The 17,300-nt window shown below is 57.0% G+C and carries 13 protein-coding genes; 7 read left to right on the forward strand and 6 right to left on the reverse strand.

The genetic code is table 11. From position 1 onward, the window contains the following. The first annotated feature begins 176 nt into the window (after window positions 1–176). The 5 genes from tssI to FJD38_RS02515 are packed head-to-tail and all read left to right on the forward strand — an operon-like array spanning window position 177 to window position 6,876. Entirely contained in the window at window positions 177–2,246 is a 2,070-nt protein-coding gene (tssI, locus tag FJD38_RS02495) for a type VI secretion system tip protein TssI/VgrG (protein WP_146383827.1), read from the forward strand. After that, complete coding sequence (locus FJD38_RS02500; protein ID WP_146383828.1) at window positions 2,243–3,097, forward strand: DUF4123 domain-containing protein; 855 nt, start codon at window positions 2,243–2,245, stop codon at window positions 3,095–3,097. Before tssI ends, FJD38_RS02500 begins: the two co-directional genes overlap by 4 nt. After that, window positions 3,094–3,867, forward strand: a complete 774-nt coding sequence (locus tag FJD38_RS02505; RefSeq protein WP_146383829.1) for a hypothetical protein — start codon at window positions 3,094–3,096, stop codon at window positions 3,865–3,867. Before FJD38_RS02500 ends, FJD38_RS02505 begins: the two co-directional genes overlap by 4 nt. After that, entirely contained in the window at window positions 3,864–4,661 is a 798-nt protein-coding gene (locus FJD38_RS02510; RefSeq protein WP_244302695.1) for a hypothetical protein, read from the forward strand. Before FJD38_RS02505 ends, FJD38_RS02510 begins: the two co-directional genes overlap by 4 nt. 13 nt (window positions 4,662–4,674) lie before the next feature. Continuing rightward, the gene (locus FJD38_RS02515; RefSeq protein WP_244302696.1) at window positions 4,675–6,876 is read left to right on the forward strand and encodes a lipase family protein; all 2,202 of its coding nucleotides are present in this window, start codon (window positions 4,675–4,677) and stop codon (window positions 6,874–6,876) included. A 54-nt stretch (window positions 6,877–6,930) separates the two neighbouring features. On the opposite strand, the gene ycaC is transcribed toward FJD38_RS02515, so the two are convergent. The 4 genes from ycaC to FJD38_RS02535 form a co-directional block, all read right to left on the reverse strand. After that, entirely contained in the window at window positions 6,931–7,557 is a 627-nt protein-coding gene (gene ycaC, locus FJD38_RS02520) for an isochorismate family cysteine hydrolase YcaC (protein WP_122781983.1), read from the reverse strand. Between the two features lie 37 nt (window positions 7,558–7,594). Continuing rightward, window positions 7,595–9,433, reverse strand: a complete 1,839-nt coding sequence (locus FJD38_RS02525; protein ID WP_146383830.1) for an amidohydrolase — start codon at window positions 9,431–9,433, stop codon at window positions 7,595–7,597. Continuing rightward, a complete protein-coding gene (locus tag FJD38_RS02530) occupies window positions 9,430–10,017 on the reverse strand; it encodes a putative antibiotic biosynthesis monooxygenase (RefSeq protein ID WP_146383831.1) in 588 nt (195 codons plus the stop codon). Before FJD38_RS02530 ends, FJD38_RS02525 begins: the two co-directional genes overlap by 4 nt. Window positions 10,018–10,215: 198 nt before the next feature. After that, the gene (locus FJD38_RS02535) at window positions 10,216–11,040 is read right to left on the reverse strand and encodes an alpha/beta fold hydrolase (RefSeq protein WP_146383832.1); all 825 of its coding nucleotides are present in this window, start codon (window positions 11,038–11,040) and stop codon (window positions 10,216–10,218) included. Window positions 11,041–11,161: 121 nt separating this feature from the next. Here FJD38_RS02535 and FJD38_RS02540 point away from each other — a divergent pair, with 121 nt between their 5' ends. Beyond that, window positions 11,162–13,948 (forward strand): ATP-binding protein, encoded by a 2,787-nt coding sequence (locus FJD38_RS02540; RefSeq protein WP_244302697.1) that lies wholly within the window; start codon window positions 11,162–11,164, stop codon window positions 13,946–13,948. Here FJD38_RS02540 and FJD38_RS02545 read toward each other — a convergent pair. After that, a complete protein-coding gene (locus FJD38_RS02545; protein WP_122781978.1) occupies window positions 13,878–15,254 on the reverse strand; it encodes an ATP-binding protein in 1,377 nt (458 codons plus the stop codon). The genes FJD38_RS02540 and FJD38_RS02545 overlap by 71 nt on opposite strands. Before the next feature lie 152 nt (window positions 15,255–15,406). Then, entirely contained in the window at window positions 15,407–16,357 is a 951-nt protein-coding gene (locus FJD38_RS02550; protein WP_146383834.1) for a GlxA family transcriptional regulator, read from the reverse strand. A gap of 151 nt (window positions 16,358–16,508) precedes the next feature. Between FJD38_RS02550 and FJD38_RS02555 the strand changes: the two genes are divergently transcribed. After that, window positions 16,509–17,231 (forward strand): pirin family protein, encoded by a 723-nt coding sequence (locus FJD38_RS02555; RefSeq protein WP_146383835.1) that lies wholly within the window; start codon window positions 16,509–16,511, stop codon window positions 17,229–17,231. The last annotated feature ends 69 nt before the right edge of the window (window positions 17,232–17,300 follow it).

The raw sequence follows: 17,300 nt of genomic DNA on the forward strand, positions 1-17,300 counted from the left end.
GTGCGAAAGCCCGCATCAGTTGGCATGAGACGGGGGCTGGTACAGCCTCGGTTTTGCAGCATTTAGAGCGCGAACTGAATCCGCTCGAGTTTTTTTAAAAACTTCAGAATCTTCTTACAACGAAGGTTATGGCCTTTGAGTTAGCGTTTATCCCTACATTCCAGGGATGAGCCTGCATGCCCTCCTCACATGGCCAACACCGTTTCAGCCTGTCCATTCATGGGTGTTCACACCCTTTCAGGGTATTGTCATTCACGGGCGACGAGGGCATCAGCACGCCCTTCTCCTTCACCCTTGAGTTGGTGAGTGAGCGCCTTGAACTGAACCTTGAATTGCTACTGCACCGGCCCGGCTTCCTGGCCTTTGACCAGAACGGCAACGGTATCCACGGCCAAGTGTCCAGTGTGCGCATCACCCGCTCCGATCAACGCTTGTCGCACTATCGCCTCAGCCTGGAACCGCGCCTGGCCGAGCTGGCCCTTCGCACCAACCACCGGATATTCCAGCACCTGACCGTGCAGCGCATTATCGAAACCGTGCTGCAAGAGCACGGCATCCTGAGCGACGTCTACGCCTTCAAGGCGTTTTCCCCCTACAGCGAGCGCGAATATTGCGTGCAGTATGGGGAGTCCGATCTGCGCTTTATTCAGCGTCTGTGTTTCGAAGAAGGCTTTCATTACTACTTCCAGCATTCGCCCGACCGTCACCTGTTAATTTTCGGCGACAAGCAGCAGGCGTTCACGCCCCTGAGGCACCCCACACCTTACGTGCCGGGTAAGGGCATGGTGGCCGATGAGCCTTCAGTCAACCATTTTGAATGGGGCGTGCAATCACAGCCCAACCGGACCGTCCGCCGTGACTACGACTTCAAAAAAGCCAGCCGTACATTACAGGCCAACAGCCGTACGCGGACCGACGAACGCACCCTCGAACACTACAGCTACCCGGGAGGCTTCACCGAGCAGGGGCAAGGCGAGCGCTTAAGCGACCGAGCGCTTGAACGTCATCAAAGCGGCTATTGCCAAGTCAGTGGCGAGAGTGACCAGTCACAATTGCGCAGCGGTTATTTCATGCCTTTGAGCCAGCATCACTGTGCAGCGTGGAATTGCCGCTGGTTGTTGACCCAGGTTCACCATGAAGGCAAACAACCGCAAGTGCTCGAAGAGCACGGCCACAGCCAGCAACCGTCCGGGCCTGGCGAATTTATCCAGGGCTACCGCAACACCTTTGAGGCCATCCCGGCAGACGTCACCTATCGCTCGCAAGAAATCTACGACAAGCCGCGCATATCCAGCAGCCAAACCGCCCGCGTCACCGGGCCTGAGGGCGAAGAAATCCATTGCGATGCGTTTGGCCGGGTGCGCATAAAACTGCATTGGGACCGCAGCGACATAGAGTCCGACCAAAGCAGTTGCTGGGTGCGCGTCGCCTCCAGTTGGGCAGGTGATACCTATGGCGCCATCACCATCCCCCGAGTGGGCATGGAAGTGCTGATCAATTTTATAAATGGTGACCCTGATTTTCCGCTTCTTGCGGGCTGCCTCCCAAATAGCATCAACCCTGTCCCGCTGGATTTGCCCGCCAACAAAACCCAAAGCCTCTTGCGCAGCCGCAGCACGCCCGATGGCAGCGGCTACAACGAACTGCGCATCGAAGACCGCAAAGGCCAGGAACTGATCCACGTGCGCGCCCAGCGCAACATGGAGCAGCACGTCAAAAATGACAGCAGCCTGCAAGTTGATGGTGTTTACCAGGCCACTGTCAAAGGCAGCAGCGTGACGGTACTCAAGGGCGACGAGCAACACACCGTCAGCCATGACCGCAAAACCCTCCTCAAAGCCAACGATTACCTGCACGTGGACGCCAGCAGCCACATCGCGCTGGGCCAAACATTGACGGTCGAGGCCGGGCAACAGGTTCACCTCAAAGCGGGCGCCCGCGTGGTGCTGGACGCCGGGGCAGACATCACCTTGATGGCAGGCGGGCAACACCTGGTCATCAGCGCAGCCGGCATTCACTGCAGCAGCGCGATTCAGGTGGGTGGCGCCTCGGTGCCGGGCATGCCTGCCCTGCCCTTGCTCCCCGGGCAAACCGAAAGGCTGCCTGCGCACCACGATCTGCCGGTACAGCCAGCGCCTTACCAGCAGGCATTGATGCAAATCGCACAGCTTTTTGACAGTGACTTTTGCCCGGTCTGCGAGGCCTGTGCAGACGGCATGTGCTTACCCCAAGGAGATCCACGATGACTACCCTGCCGCCAGACCAATGGCTGGAGATGCAGCGTCGCCACGTGCGTGACGTCTGTTTGATCCTCAATCAAAACAGCGAAAGCCTCACCTCCCACACCTTACTCAACGGCCGCCCGCCGGACACTTATTGCAGCGTCTACAGCCAGACCCTTGTGTCCCGACTGGCCAGTGCCGGGCCCTTTATCATCGTGCTCAACAGCAGCGACCGTGAGCAGTTGACCCAATTGTTCAATACCCCCGAAGGCAACTGGGGCTGGTTGGCCAGTATTGCCTCGGGCGACCTCCCCGCGCTGGCGCAGCATTGGCGAGCACGCTGCCTGGCAGGGGCTGCGCCCCATCAAGTGCTGTACCGCTTTGAAGACAACCGCGTACTCAACCGGGCACTGGCGCACCTTTCGCCCGAGCAGCAGGGCGCCTACCTTGGCCCTGCCATCAGCGTGTGCCGCTGGCAGGACGAGCACTGGGCAATCACCGACAACCCCACCCCAGGCGAACACCCGCTGAGCGAGACCCTTGATTGGCTCAACATACCGCCCAATCTCGACAAGCTTGACTCCATACACGCGCTCAATGCCCACCGCCATGTGCTGGATAAACACTACGACCAGTATCGACAGCTGGCAGCCCGTCAAATGCCCTTTGCGTGGCTGAAAAGCAAACGCAATCAGGCCTTCAGATGGGGTTGGCGGGATCAGCAAAAGCTGGAGTTTTTGTTTACGCGCAGCCTCGACAGCCCCGAGTTCGAACTGCCTCGCACGTGGTACCCGCGTGACGACGAAGACCCTGCAACGCACTTTGCACGCGTCAGCCACTTGGCGAATGTTTTGACTATCAAGGGGCGGTCATGAACCGGACACTCAACGTGCTGGCTGTATTGACCAGCGCCGCATTATTGGCAAGTTGCACGTCAGGCAAGTCTGAGACCTTCACTTTTACGGCTGATTTACCGCCGAATTTTTATTATCGGGCGGATGCTGTTTATGTCCCCGCCATAGGTGAAACTTGCACCGTTCCCGGAGGCAAGAATACTTGGGTTGAATATAACCGGCACTGGCGCAAGAATTACAAAGCAGAATCGATTATTGCGCTATATCGGACTGTCAGCGGATGCCCACTGGTGATTAGTAAAATCAAGTTGGATATCAATGGAGTTTATGGATCAGGCTGGAGTGATTTGCACGGCGATACTGCAGACGTAGTCATTCGCGAGTCATTGCCTGAACAATACAAGGGGCACTTTGACACGACAGGCGTAAACACTTTCTACGGTAAATGCCAGTGGCTTTTCCGTACCTCCGGCAAAACCCGAGTGCTTCGAAAGATTCTCGACTGTAAAGACAGCAACTCAAATGGCGTCTCAACCTTGGGACGTGTTGTAGCCGGATACACCCTGGATCAACTATCAGGAAAAACAGTAAAGCTTAAAATCTTATTAGATACACAAGAAAAACCCTATTTCAAAGATACTTGGGTAAAGGTGCCCAGTGGCTGGAAACGTTGCATGGGCAAATCTTTTGAAGATCAATACGCGTTCTGTTACGGGAACTATAAAGACTTTAGCGGCTTTATAATGCCTGACGGCACACAGTGCACTATTTATCCCGGGTGTACTGAATGAACAGCATGAGTCACGCATTGAATCACTGCCTATTAAAACTACTCAGTATCATGGCCTGCATGGGAATACTGACGGGGTGTTCTACAGGCAAGTCCGAGACATTCACCTTTACGGCTGATTTACCGCCCAACTTTTATTATCGGGCTTCTGCTGTCTATGTACCTGCCAAAGGGGAAACCTGCACAGTACCGGGAGGTAAGAACACGCGAGTGGGATACAACCGGCACTGGCGCAAGGATTACAAAAATGAGTCGACTATTGCGTTATACCGAACGGTCAGTGGCTGTCCGCTGGTGATTAGTCGTATCAGACTGAAAATTTACGGCATCTACGGCACAGACCGGAATGATTATAGTGGCGACGATGCAATAGTTGTGACCCGTGAAGTTGTACCCACCGAATTCAAGAAAGAATTTACCCCCGAAGGCGTCAGTGCTTTTTATGGACGGTGCAAATGGTATTTCCGCACCATGGGCAAAACGCGTGTACTTAGAAAAATCCTCATGTGCAAAGATGCCGATGCCAATGGCAAATTAACACCATATAAGCCTTGGGCTCCCTATGCACTAAATCAACTACCCGGCAAAACAGTAAAAATAAAAATCACCTTGGACAAGGAGGAAAAACCCTATATGAAAGACACATGGGTAAAGGTCCCCAACGGCTGGAAACGTTGCATGGGTAAATCTTTTGAAGATCAATCTGCGTTCTGCTACGGAAACCATAAAGATTTCAGCAGCTATATAATGCCTGACGGCAAACAGTGCACCATTTATCCTGGCTGCACAGAATAAAAAGGGCTAACAAATGAGCATTCAAGACAGCCTGAAAAACATCAATTTTAAAGATCGCGTTTTAGCCTGCCCGAAAATGGGAAAGACAACCCGTTTTCAATTAGTCGATGAGTTCGGTTCAGGCGAGCCCTATGCCGGACTGGCTTTCGAAGTTACAGATTCAGAAGACCTAAAGTACAAAGGTTTTTTAAATGCAAACGGCACAGGCGAAGTGAAAAATCATTGCGCAGGGGCCATCGCACTTACATTCAACACGGCCTATCACGGAACCATTGAAACTTATACAAAGCTGATGGGGCGAGAGCACTATCCCCTTCCGATTACCGAGCTACAAGTCAGAGCTGAGCAGACTCGTTACTTTAAAAAAGACGGATCACGCACCCATGTAAAACCTTTATCCATCAGCGGTACAGATGAATACTGCCAGGTCGAGGTTCGTCAGCTGGTTAAGCACGTGTCCCACCTGCCCCCCAAGGTGCAGTGCCACTTCCCGTTGAACGTGGCGGATCGTCGGCTCATGGGCAGATTTGGCACCCAAGGTGTCTGTATCGCGCCGCAGCGCCTGACGGTGCTTGAAGTGCGGCCCTTACGGGCCTTGCGCCCCCTGCTTTCCACAACGCCTGAATTTTGCGCGCTTAATCTGTATCAACTGGCCCTGATGGCCACCTTGAGTTACTGCCCCTTCGGCCAGGAACCTGACGAGCAACCCGTGACCACACCCCGCGTCAGCTTTAAGCATGAACCGAGCGTGGGTAACTGGTTTGGGGACAAGCTGGCTGCCTTCATGGAGAACTGGCAAGTCAACCCGGAGCAAACCCAGCCCTACTATCCATTCTATGAAGAGGTGCCTTACTCCGAGCGACTGGAGATCGTGCCTTTCGACCCGGCTTTATACGCGTCCAACAATCTCTTATTGGGACCGAATCAAGAGAATCCCGCCAACATCCATTTCTTGGACGATACCTTACGCGGGAACACAGGCACGGACACCCAAGCCTTCGTAACCCATAACCACAGCATCATCCTGATTGCTGTACGCGGCACCAGTGCCGGGGCGGACTTCTTGCGCGATGCCGATGCACTTCAAGTGCCCTTCGAAGAAGGAGAAGGCAAGGTGCATCGCGGGTTTTATGAAGCAGCGAAAGTAGCGTCGACTTTCATTTTGAAGTACCTCGACAAATTTCACACCGGCCAAAAAATCATGATCTGCGGCCACAGCCTTGGCGGTGCCATTGCCCTGTTGCTCGCGCAAATGCTGCGAAACCGGCCTGAACAGTACGACGTCCTGCTCTACACCTACGGCGCCCCCCGTGCGGCCGATGCCACTTTTATCAACGCCGCTGCATCTCTTGTTCATCACCGCATGGTCAACCATAACGACCCGATCCCCAGCGTTCCGGCCACGTGGATGAACACCAAAAGTGCGGTTTACGGCTCCGGCGCAGTCTTGGCCTTTGCCAATGCGCCTGCCGGCCTTTCATTGTTCGCCGCAGGGTTGGCCAATCTGACCGGCGAGCCCTATCAGCATCACGGCACGTTGCGTCACTTTATGCCGGTGGATTTTGGTCAGGGCACGGTCTCGCACATCATGTGGCAACCGCTGTGCGATACCGCCGTCCAGCACGCGGTGTGCAGTGTGGCCGTAGGCTACAAAGACGGGTTGCCCGAGCGCGGCACTTTTTTGCGCCAGCTATTCGACATGGCTCAGCACTTTATGGTCGACAGTTACATCCCGCGCTGCTGGGCCGCATTGAAGCGCTACATGGAGGCTCTGGAAACCCAAAACCCGCTGGTAACCAGAGTTGAATACACCTTCGTATCCCGTGGGCTTGAGCAGATCCAGCGCGATTTGCGCGCCGCTTTTAAAGACTCACAAAATCGCCCGGACAAATACCGGGAGGCGCACAAAGACATGAATTTGCGGCTGATAAAAGAAGTCGAAAACATCACCCACACCGTCAAACGCTTGTACCCCTTGAGCCTTAAACCGGTGACCGGCGCTGATGTATACGGGCACTTTGCCGAGCAGCCCGAGCACCTCAATGAGTGCGTGGAACGCTGGCTGGCTCACACTGAAAACCACCGCACCGAACAACTGGCGATGCTGCCTGAACCCCGCAAAGAGATGTTCAGGTTCTCCTCGCTGAAAGACCCGCTGCTTAACGCTGAAACTATAACGGGCTGTTTTACCGGCGACATTCTGGATTTAGGTTAGTGCGCGCGGGGCTATCAATACCCGGGATCAGGGGGCGTTAACCCCCCAGCCGGCTTACTTGGACGTGAGTACGGTGTAACTGTTGATCAGGTTGCGGTAGTTGGGAATACGCTGGGACAGCAAGTTGGCCAAGCCTTCCATGTCGTTGCGCCAGTCCCCTTGCAGCTCGCATGCCACCGAGAACCAGTTCATCAATTGCGCGCCCGCCGCCGTCATGCGTGCCCATGCCGCTTGCTGAACGGCCGTGTTAAAGGTGCCCGAGGCATCGGTCACCACAAACACGTCATACCCTTCGGCCAGTGCCGACAAGGTCGGGAATGTCACGCACACGTCGGTCACAACGCCTGCAATGATCAGTTGTTTGCGGCCCGTGGCCTTGATCGCATTAACGAAATCTTCGTTGTCCCAAGCATTGATCTGACCGGGCCGTGGAATGTAGGGCGCGTCAGGGAACTGCTCTTTGAGCTCGGGCACCATCGGGCCGTTGGGACCGCTTTCAAAACTGGTGGTGAGGATGGTCGGCAGTTTGAAAAACTTGGCCACGTCACCCAGCGCCAGCACGTTGTTTTTGAATTCATTGGGCGAAAAATCCTGCACCAGCGAAATCAAACCCGTCTGGTGATCCACCAGCAACACCACGGCGTCATCTTTATTGAGGCGTTTGTACGGAACATTGCTCATATAAAACTCCTTGAGGGATGGGTGTTAAAGCACTGCATCAAAATGCGAAGCACGAGCAACCAAAGGCGCCCCAGAAGCCGGCGAAGTCGCTAACCGGAGCGTTGGATAAACGAGCGGTTTCGTGACGATGGGCATGCACGCCGCACGGCCCGCTGCACTGGTGGGCCTGCGTGTGCAATGGCGAATGGGGCCGCCAGTGACCGGGCACCTTGACCACCGGCGACCAGTCCGGCAGCACCGGCACGCTGGCCGGGCCGAGTGTTTCAAAATCGTCAGCGGCATACACCACTTTACCGCCGACTATGGTGAGTACGGATTCGATCCACTTGATGGCTTCTTCCTCGACACTGAAAAAGTCCGCGCTCAAGGCGGCGAGATCCGCCAATTGGCCGACTTTGATCTGGCCTTTTTTGCCCTGCTCAGACGAGAACCAGGCGCTGCCGTGGGTAAACAGTTCCAGTGCGGTGAGCCGGGGCAAGCCTTCGTCGTGCAGCTCAAGACCGCCCACGGTGCGGCCGCTGACCATCCAGTACAGGGATGTCCACGGGTTATAGCTGGACACCCGCGTCGCATCAGTGCCCGCACCCACTGGCACGCCTTCGGCCAGCATCCGCTTGATCGGCGGCGTAGCTTCAGCTGCTTTGGCACCGTACCGCTCGACGAAATATTCACCCTGAAAGGCCATGCGGTCCTGGATCGCAATGCCCCCGCCCAGCGCCCTCACCCGCTCAATGTTATGCGGGGTGATGGTTTCGGCGTGATCGAAGAACCACGGCAGGCCATTGAACGGAATATCGCGGTTGACCTTCTCGAACACGTCGAGCATGCGGCTGATGGATTCGTTGTAGGTGGCGTGCAAGCGGAATGGCCAGCGCTGCTCGACCAAATGGCGCACCACCGGCTCCAGCTCGTCTTCCATGCTCTGCGGCAAATCCGGGCGCGGTTCAAGGAAGTCTTCAAAGTCTGCGGCTGAGAACACCAGCATTTCTCCGGCCCCGTTATGCCGCAGGTAATCATCGCCTTGATGCAGAGTCACGCTGCTCGTCCAGTTCTTGAAGTCGCTCAACTCTTCTTTAGGCTTTTGCGTGAACAAGTTGTAGGCGATACGTATTGTCAGCTGTTGATCCTTGGCCAACTGCTCGATGACCTGGTAATCATCGGGGTAATTCTGAAAGCCGCCCCCGGCATCAATCGCACTGGTGAGACCGAGACGGTTGAGTTCGCGCATAAATTGGCGGGTCGAGTTGACCTGATACTCCAGCGGCAGCTTCGGTCCCTTGGCCAGCGTCGCATACAGAATCATCGCGTTGGGCCGCGCCACCAGCATGCCAGTCGGGTTGCCATTGGCATCACGTACGATCTCGCCACCCGGCGGGTTAGGCGTATCACGGGTGTACCCCGCCACCCGCAGCGCGGCCCGGTTGAGCAAGGCACGGTCATACAGGTGCAGAACAAACACGGGGGTATCCGGTGCCGCCTGGTTGAGCTCTTCAAGCGTCGGCAGGCGTTTTTCGGCGAACTGGAATTCATTCCAGCCGCCGACCACGCGAACCCATTGCGGAGTCGGGGTGCGATCCGCCTGCTCTTTTAGCAGGCGAAGGGCATCGGCCAGCGACGGCACGCCCTCCCAGCGCAGTTCAAGGTTGTAATTCAAGCCGCCCCGGATCAGGTGCAGGTGCGAGTCATTGAGGCCGGGAATAACACAGCGGCCCTTGAGGTCGATCAGCTGTGTGCCTGCGCCGCGAAGGGCCATGGCCTGCGCATCGGTGCCCACCGCAACAAAACGGCCATCGCTGATGGCCACGGCGCTGGCACGCGGGTTTTCGCGGTCAACGGTGTGAAATTGACCATTGAACAAAATCAGATCGGCACTCATCGCGTTTCCTTGGGCTCAGTGGATGACGTCAGCCAAGGCGCGAACACACGCGTCGCCATCGGCATAAACAGATAAACCACCGACAACACGATGGTCAGCGTAATAACAAAGGTGGCGACTACGTAGTTGGACAGCACCGGGCTAAAGGCCAGTAAGGGCTTCCAGATCATCGGCACCAGCAAGGTGTGCGGGAAGATCACCAACAGCGTCAGCGCTGCTTGCTTGTAGCGAGGGGGTGGAGATCGGGTTTCGTCCGGCGGCGTAAACCAGAACTCGTTGGCCGGATTCACTTCGGTCTGGTCGCCGTCCGCCAGCATTGGCAGGGCTTCATTGACCAACTCACGACGCTGGGGGGAGTCGAGCCAACGCTGCATGGCGTCGGTGGAGCAGAAACGCAGGATGCAAGTGTAGGTATCGAGGCCGGCATTTTTACCGGGTATCACGTCTACGCCCAAGTGGCCTTCCCATTGCCCGGCGATGCGCACGATATTGCGCAACCAGGTTGTGTAAGGCACTTCAAAACCGGCCTTGACCCGATGTTTGATCACCAGGGTCACGACCTCCATCTCGTTGGTGTCAGCCATTGCGCAAGGTTCCATCACTCTGAACACGCTCTGTAGCCGCTGTCGAGGCACGAGGCTACGATCGGCGACGAAGTCGTCGTAAAACCCGATAACGCGGCGCTAAAAATTGACCGCCTTCACAGGTCTTGCGAGCGCTTCGCACTCGATCGCAGCCTCGTGCCTCGTCAGCGGATACACCGTTTTAGCGAAAACTGAGCCTCAAACCTTGAGAAACGCCAGCAGATCGGCGTTTAACTGGTCCTTGTGGGTGTCGGTCAAACCGTGTGGTGCGCCGGGGTAAATCTTGAGGGTCGACCCTTTGATCAACGCGGCCGACGCAATCCCGGCCGCCTCGATGGGCACCACTTGGTCGGCATCGCCGTGTACAACCAGCGTCGGCACGTCGAATTTTTTCAGGTCTTCGGTGAAGTCGGTTTCGGAAAACGCCTTGATGCAGTCGTAGGCGTTTTTGTGGCCGCTGGTCATGCCCTGCATCCAGAACCAGTCGATCATGCCCTGCGAAGCTTTGGCGCCTGGCTTGTTGAAGCCAAAAAACGGGCCGCTGGCCAAGTCCAGGTACAACTGCGAACGGTCGGCCAGAGAGGCCTGACGAATACCGTCAAACACTTCAATCGGCAAGCCTTTGGGGTTGGCTTCAGTCTTCAGCATCAAGGGCGGTACAGACGAAATCAGCGCCGCTTTGGCCACCCGGGCCGTGCCATGACGACCAATGTAGCGCGCCACTTCACCGCCCCCCGTAGAAAAGCCGATCAGCACCACGCGCTGCAGATCAAGCCGTGCAATCAACTCCCCCAGATCTTCGGCGTAAGTGTCCATGTCGTTGCCTGTCCACGGCTGACTGGAACGGCCATGCCCACGGCGGTCGTGTGCAATCACTCGATAACCTTTGGACGCCAGAAACAACATCTGCGATTCCCAGCTATCCGCATTCAGCGGCCAACCGTGGCTGAACACGACAGGCTGCCCAGACCCCCAATCCTTGTAGTAAATTTCGGTGCCGTCGCGGGTGGTGAAAGTGCTCATGAGCTGTTCATCCTTGTGCCGGGAAGGCCGATGCCTTCTGCTTCGCTTGAGGTTTCAGAGTGTCAGGCGTAAACGGATATCGAACGAGTTAAACGTTGTTAATTTTTGCCGGAGCGCTCCTTTGACTTTTCCCGCAGCTGAGGCCATTCACTTCGGCCCCTACCGGGTCTACCCCGAACAACGTCGGGTGATGGACACCGAACAACCCGTGCGCCTTGGCCGCCCGGCGTTGGACATTTTGTTGATCCTGTTGGCGCACGCCGGTCAAGTGGTCAGCAAGCAGACCCTGATTGCCGGGGTGTGGCCCAAAAGTGTAGTCGAGGACATCAACCTGCGCGTGCACATGGCTGCATTGCGCAAAGCGCTGGGCGACGGTCAGAACGGTCAGCGCTTCATCATTACCGTGGCCCAGCGCGGCTACAGCTTTGTCGCCCCGTACTCGGTCGAAACCATCGAGCGCGTTGACGCTCACGCTGTGGCTGAAGGCCATAACTTACCCGTGCGTCAAACCCGTATGCTCGGGCGTCAACCGCTGGTCGAGCGCCTGGTGCAAGCATTGCCGCGCCAGCGCTTTATCACGCTGGTCGGGCCCGGCGGTATCGGTAAAACCACCGTGGCCTTGCGCGTGGCGGAGCACCTGATCGGACGCTATCGCGACGGTATTGGTTTTCTGGACTTGGCGGCGCTCACTGACCCACAGTTGATCACTGCGCATCTGGCGACGCTGCTCGAACTGTCGCTGCACGACGGCGAGCCCATAAAGGAACTGGTAGCATTTTTGAGTGACCGGCAGATGCTGCTGGTGATCGATAACTGCGAACACTTGGTGGATGCCATCGCTGTGCTCTGCGAAGACATTCTGCGCGGTGCGCCGCAGGTGCATATTCTGGCCACCAGCCGCGAAAGCCTGCGGGCCGAGGGTGAATTCGTGCAGCGTCTGGATTCACTGGATTGCCCGCCGCCCAGCGCGGCCTTCAACCGTGCGCATGCCCTGAGTTTTTCGGCGCTGCAGCTGTTTATCGAGCGGGCCATGACCTGTCAGGACAACTTTGAACTCAACGACGCTCAGTTGCCGCTGGCCATCGACATTTGCCAGCGACTGGACGGCATTCCGCTGGCCATTGAATTGGCAGCCGGGCACGTCGCTCAATTGGGGCTGGCGGGTTTGCTCAGTCAGTTGCAAAGCAGCTTCAGCCTGCAGGCCCAACGTTCGCACAGTCCCCTGCACCGGCATCAAACCCTGCGTGCGACTCTCGACTGGAGCTTCGACCTGCTCACCGACTTAGAGCAAACCTGCCTGCGTCGACTGAGCGTGTTTCGCAGTGGCTTCACTGTCAAATCAGCCGCGGCGGTGATCGGTGGCGAAGTGCTGGGGGCCATCACGCAATTGGTGGCCAAATCGCTGGTCAATGTCGAAATCGGTGACGAAGACGTGTTCTACCGTCTGCTGGACACAACCCGCAGCTATGCCCTGGAAAAACTCGACGAGTGCGATGAGTTGACTGCCACCCGTACGCGCCATGCCGAGCGTTGTCTTGAGCTGATGCAATATGCCGGGCATGACTGGGAGTTAGTGACGACAAGCCGTTGGATCGAGCGTTACGCTCGCGGCCTGGAAGATGTGCGCGGGGTGCTGGACTGGGGTTTGAACGGTGATGGCCCACAGGCGCTGGCAATCCGTTTGGCCGCACACTCCGCACCGTTGTGGCAGGAACTGTCGCTGCTCAAGGAGCACGGCCACTATGTGCGCAAAGCCCTCTTGCTGCTGACTGTCCCGCCGCAGCCACAACCTGAACTGGAAATGACCCTCAAACTGGCCTTGGGCAGCGCGTGTTATCACACCCAAGGCGGCACGACAGAGACCATTGACGCCTTTGTCAGCGCCCGAATCCTGGGCCAACAATGCAACGATGTGTCCGGGCAACTGCGTGCCGTGTCGGGGCATATGGCGGTCAATCTCAGTTGTGGCAATTATCAAAGAGCGTTGGAGCAAAGCCGGGAGTTCGACCTTCTGAGGTTAAACAACGACGCCGTGCTGGCCCTCAGCACGGATCGCTTGCGCGGCTTGGCACTGCACTTTAGCGGGGATCAGGGGCAGGCGCGGGTGAATGCTGAACAAGTGATCCAGCGGATGGCCCATAGCGGGCACCGCAACCGTTTTACCCACGGCTTTGGGGTGCAGTACGACCAGAGTGTGGCGGCGTTGACGATTCTGGCGCGCATCCTGTGGTTGCAAGGCCAACCCGAACACGCTTGGCGCACAGCTCGTCAGGCGCTGGATATTGCGCTGCAGATCAACCATGGCAACTCGATCTGCTACACCCTGGCGCTCGGCAGTTGCCTGATCGCCCAATACAATGGCGACACTCTGACAGCGCGAAAGCTGTTGCGTTTATTGCTGGAGCAGGCGCAGAAACATTCGGTGCTGCTGTTTTACACGTGGGCGCGGCATTACGCGCAAGTGATCGACAGCTCAGCAGCCCCAGCACCCGCACAACCGGCGACAGGACTGATCAAGGACATTGTGCTCACGCTGGACGCCAGCACGGTCGACGATCAACTGTTGTTCAACGCCAAAACGGGGGCGGCTGGCTGGTGTACTGCGGAAATTCTGCGGGCTAAAGCCCAAGCGCTTCTGGTCGACGACCCAGCGCGCAACGCCAATGCGGCCCAAGCACTCTTGCTCAATGCCTTGACGGTGGCGCGAGCTCAGAGCGCGCTGGCCTGGGAGCTACGCACGGCTACATCTCTGGCTCTGCTCTGGCACGAGCAAGGCCGTAACGCGCAAGCCCATACGCTATTGGCGCCGATTTATAACCGTTTCACAGAAGGGTTGGCTACGCCGGACCTGGCTTGGGCTCGTCAGGTTCTTCACGTATCGCACGGGCATAAGCCCGGCTCGTATTGAACAAACAGTAACGGGGCGCGCGGCTGCCCTGCTCCATCGTCAAAAACGACTTGAGCACCAAGCGTTCCACGGCTGCGGCCAACAGCGCCGGCACTACGCTTGGGCAAGCAGCCACTCGGGTCAGTGCGGCCAATGTGAAAGCCTGTCTGAATACCGACAACCGCTGCAACACCGTTTTCTCCAGCGGGCTAAGGTGCTGATAGCTCCAGTCCAGCGTGGCCCTGAGGCTTTGATGCCGCTCAACGGCCGTTCGTCTTCCCTGAGCCAGCCCCTGTAAACCGTGGTCCGGTAGTGCGAGCAAGCCGACCAACCCCAGCGTATCGATGTGGCATGCGGCCAGTTCAATGGCCAACGGCAGGCCGTCCAGCCGTCGACAGAGTTCCCCCACGGCGTCGAGGTCTTGCTCGCGCAGGATCCAGTCTTGCTGACGGGCTCGCGCACGCATGACAAACAGTTGCACGGCTGAATAGCCAAAAACTTGCTCAACCGAAAGCGAACCTTCGCTCGGGGGTACGCTCAGCGCCGGCACAGCCAAGACAGTTTCCCCTGCGACCTGTAAAGGTTCACGGCTGGTGATCAGAATTGACACGCGGGGAGCGACCCTCAGCACATGTTCGACCAGTTCGTAGCAACGTTGCAGCCGGTTTTCCGCATTATCCAGCACCAGCAAGGCATGGCACTGCGCTTGTTCCACCCTGAGGGCCATCTGCTCGAACGCCTCGACAGGATCCTCGATAGCGCCTGCATCAATTTGCCAAACGCCGTCTTGGTAGTGCTGCATCAGCAGCTCGGCAGTGCGTAAGGCCACTGTGGACTTGCCGACGCCGCCCGGGCCGACCAGTGTGATAAGGCGTTTACCGAGCATATGCCTGACCAGACTGGCGACGTAAGAATCCCGACCAACAAGGGTTGTGAGCCGTCCAGGCAAATTGTGTAACGGCTTGAGCACCGGCTCGCCCAAGGTTCCCGGGCCCTGTACGTGCGCGATAAAACGGTATCCCTGTCGAGGAACGTGGGTGATGTAACGCCGTTCGGCGCGTCCTTCGCCCAAAGCCCGACGCAAGGCCGCAATATGCACACGAAGGTTGATCGCCTCGACCACCGTGTCGGGCCACACACGAGCGATCAACTCATCCTTGCTGACCACCTCGCCTGCCCGCTCGACCAGCAACTGCAAGATGTCCAGTGCGCGCCCGCCTAAATTGAGTGGCCGATCACCGTCAAGGATCAGTCGCTGCCGGACGTGGAAGGTGTACGAGCCAAAGAGCAGCACCCCATCGCTGTTAATGTTCGAAAGACTGCCCATACTTGTCGCTGGCGAGTCACTGAATAACAGCCACAGCGACCCGCACCTCCATTGCAAATAGTTCTCACCTATCTTGGCAGGCATCTGTTACAGCACAACGGCCACGATGGGAGCGAAACTGCCATTTCGGTGCGCCTTACGGACATAACGCGCTAGCTGAACTGCTCCCGGTATTGGGCCGGAGTCAGGCCAAGCCGTTCATTAAACAGAAACCGCATATGCCGTACGCTGCCGAAACCGCTTTTAAAAGCCACGGTTTTTAAAGGCAAATCACTGGTCTCCAGCAACTGTCTGGCGTGATCGATACGCGCGTTCTGAAGAAACGCCATAGGGGTCATGCCTACTTCGTGTGCGAACACTCTGGCGAAATGACGCGAGCTCATACTGGCCATCCGCGCCAGCGATTCGACAGTGAACGTCTGATCGAGTTGCTCCAGCACCTGCTGCTGAACCCGGGTGATCGTCGTTTCATGTGGCCCAATTGCCGCCATCAATGGACTGAACTGCGCCTGTCCACCCTGGCGTTTCATCACTACCAGCAACACCTTGGCGACATCCTGAGCGACTTTTTTACCGTGATCGTTACTGACCACTGACAACGCAAGGTCAATACCGGCCGTGACGCCGCCTGATGTAATCAATTGACGGTCCTGCACGAAAATCTGATCGGTCTCCACACTCGCTGCCGGAAAGGCCTTGATCAGCCGCTCGGTGTAATGCCAGTGAGTGGTGACACGAAAGCCGTCGAGTAAACCGGCAAAGCCCAGCACAAAAGCCCCGGTACAAATCGAACCGTATTGACCGGCCCGGGTGACAGCGCCTCTGAGCCAGTCAAGTAACAAAGGCGGTTTATCGTTATAGGCACCCGGCCCGCCCGGTATGAGTAACAGGTCATAGAACTCGCCTGCCTGATCCATGTGCAGATCGGCCTGTACGTTGAGGCCGCAGGAAGCACGCAGCAGCCCAGGTTCGGTGCCGATGGTGGTCAGTTCATAGTGCTTATCGGGTTGTAAATAACGATTGGCAATGGAAAACACCTCCATGGGCCCCGCCATGTCGAGCAGAAGAAAATTGGGGAACAACACCATTGCCACGGTTTTCATCGGGTAGATCGCCTTTATCCAAAGTTCGTCGCTGCGGATTGTCAACTTGATAATGACAGTCTTACAATTTTCACCTACTTATTGCACGCATGAATAACTATTAACCTTCTCCTCACCCGGACGAATCAACGTCCCCTCAGGAGATTTCATCATGCTGACTCTTCGTAAAGCTTCGGATCGCGGCGCAGCCGACCACGGCTGGTTGAAATCCTTCCACACGTTTTCATTCGCCAACTATCGCGATCTGAATCAACAAGGCTTCTCTGATCTGCTGGTCATCAACGACGATCGCGTCGCACCAGGCAAAGGCTTTGGCCAACACCCGCACCGCGACATGGAAATATTTTCCTACGTGCTCGAAGGCGCGCTGGAACATAAAGACACGCTGGGTACAGGCTCGGTGATACGTCCGGGTGACGTGCAATTGATGAGCGCAGGCAGCGGCGTAGCGCACAGTGAATACAACCACTCACCTACTGAGCCCGTGCACTTTCTGCAAATCTGGATCGTGCCTGACGTCAGCGGCGCCGAACCGCGCTATCAACAAGAGCACTTCAGCGCAGAAAAGAAACGCGGACGCCTGCAACTGATCATCTCGCCGACGGGTGAGCAGGGCTCGCTGCTCGTGCGTCAGGATGCGCGCGTCTACGCAGCACTGATCGATGGCGATGAAACTGCCACGCTGGAACTCGCCGCCAATCGTTACGCCTATGTGCATGTGGCCAGCGGCAGCGTTCAGCTTAATGGCCTGCAACTTCAGGCAGGTGACGGTGTGCGAGTCCGCGAGGAACATCTGCTGACGTTAAGCCACGGGAATAACGCCGAAGTGCTGGTGTTCGATTTACGCGCACAAGAACTGCCGCAAATGCCGTGATGGCTTGTCTGTGGAGTGGCATACAGCGGCGATTTACATAAAAAACCCCTGAGAGGTTCGTCCTCTCAG

This window comes from Pseudomonas saxonica, from assembly GCF_007858365.1.
Lineage (GTDB): Bacteria > Pseudomonadota > Gammaproteobacteria > Pseudomonadales > Pseudomonadaceae > Aquipseudomonas > Aquipseudomonas saxonica.

Bases quoted from the DNA above. Each gene is read 5' to 3' on its own strand.
- ycaC (WP_122781983.1), bottom strand. From the start codon at position 7,557: ATGAGCAATGTTCCGTACAAACGCCTCAATAAAGATGACGCCGTGGTG.
- FJD38_RS02535 (WP_146383832.1), bottom strand. From the start codon at position 11,040: ATGAGCACTTTCACCACCCGCGACGGCACCGAAATTTACTACAAGGAT.
- FJD38_RS02505 (WP_146383829.1), top strand. From the start codon at position 3,094: ATGAACCGGACACTCAACGTGCTGGCTGTATTGACCAGCGCCGCATTA.
- FJD38_RS02550 (WP_146383834.1), bottom strand. From the start codon at position 16,357: ATGAAAACCGTGGCAATGGTGTTGTTCCCCAATTTTCTTCTGCTCGAC.
- FJD38_RS02555 (WP_146383835.1), top strand. From the start codon at position 16,509: ATGCTGACTCTTCGTAAAGCTTCGGATCGCGGCGCAGCCGACCACGGC.
- FJD38_RS02530 (WP_146383831.1), bottom strand. From the start codon at position 10,017: ATGGCTGACACCAACGAGATGGAGGTCGTGACCCTGGTGATCAAACAT.
- FJD38_RS02510 (WP_244302695.1), top strand. From the start codon at position 3,864: ATGAACAGCATGAGTCACGCATTGAATCACTGCCTATTAAAACTACTC.
- FJD38_RS02545 (WP_122781978.1), bottom strand. From the start codon at position 15,254: ATGGGCAGTCTTTCGAACATTAACAGCGATGGGGTGCTGCTCTTTGGC.
- tssI (WP_146383827.1), top strand. From the start codon at position 177: ATGCCCTCCTCACATGGCCAACACCGTTTCAGCCTGTCCATTCATGGG.
- FJD38_RS02525 (WP_146383830.1), bottom strand. From the start codon at position 9,433: ATGAGTGCCGATCTGATTTTGTTCAATGGTCAATTTCACACCGTTGAC.
- FJD38_RS02515 (WP_244302696.1), top strand. From the start codon at position 4,675: ATGAGCATTCAAGACAGCCTGAAAAACATCAATTTTAAAGATCGCGTT.
- FJD38_RS02500 (WP_146383828.1), top strand. From the start codon at position 2,243: ATGACTACCCTGCCGCCAGACCAATGGCTGGAGATGCAGCGTCGCCAC.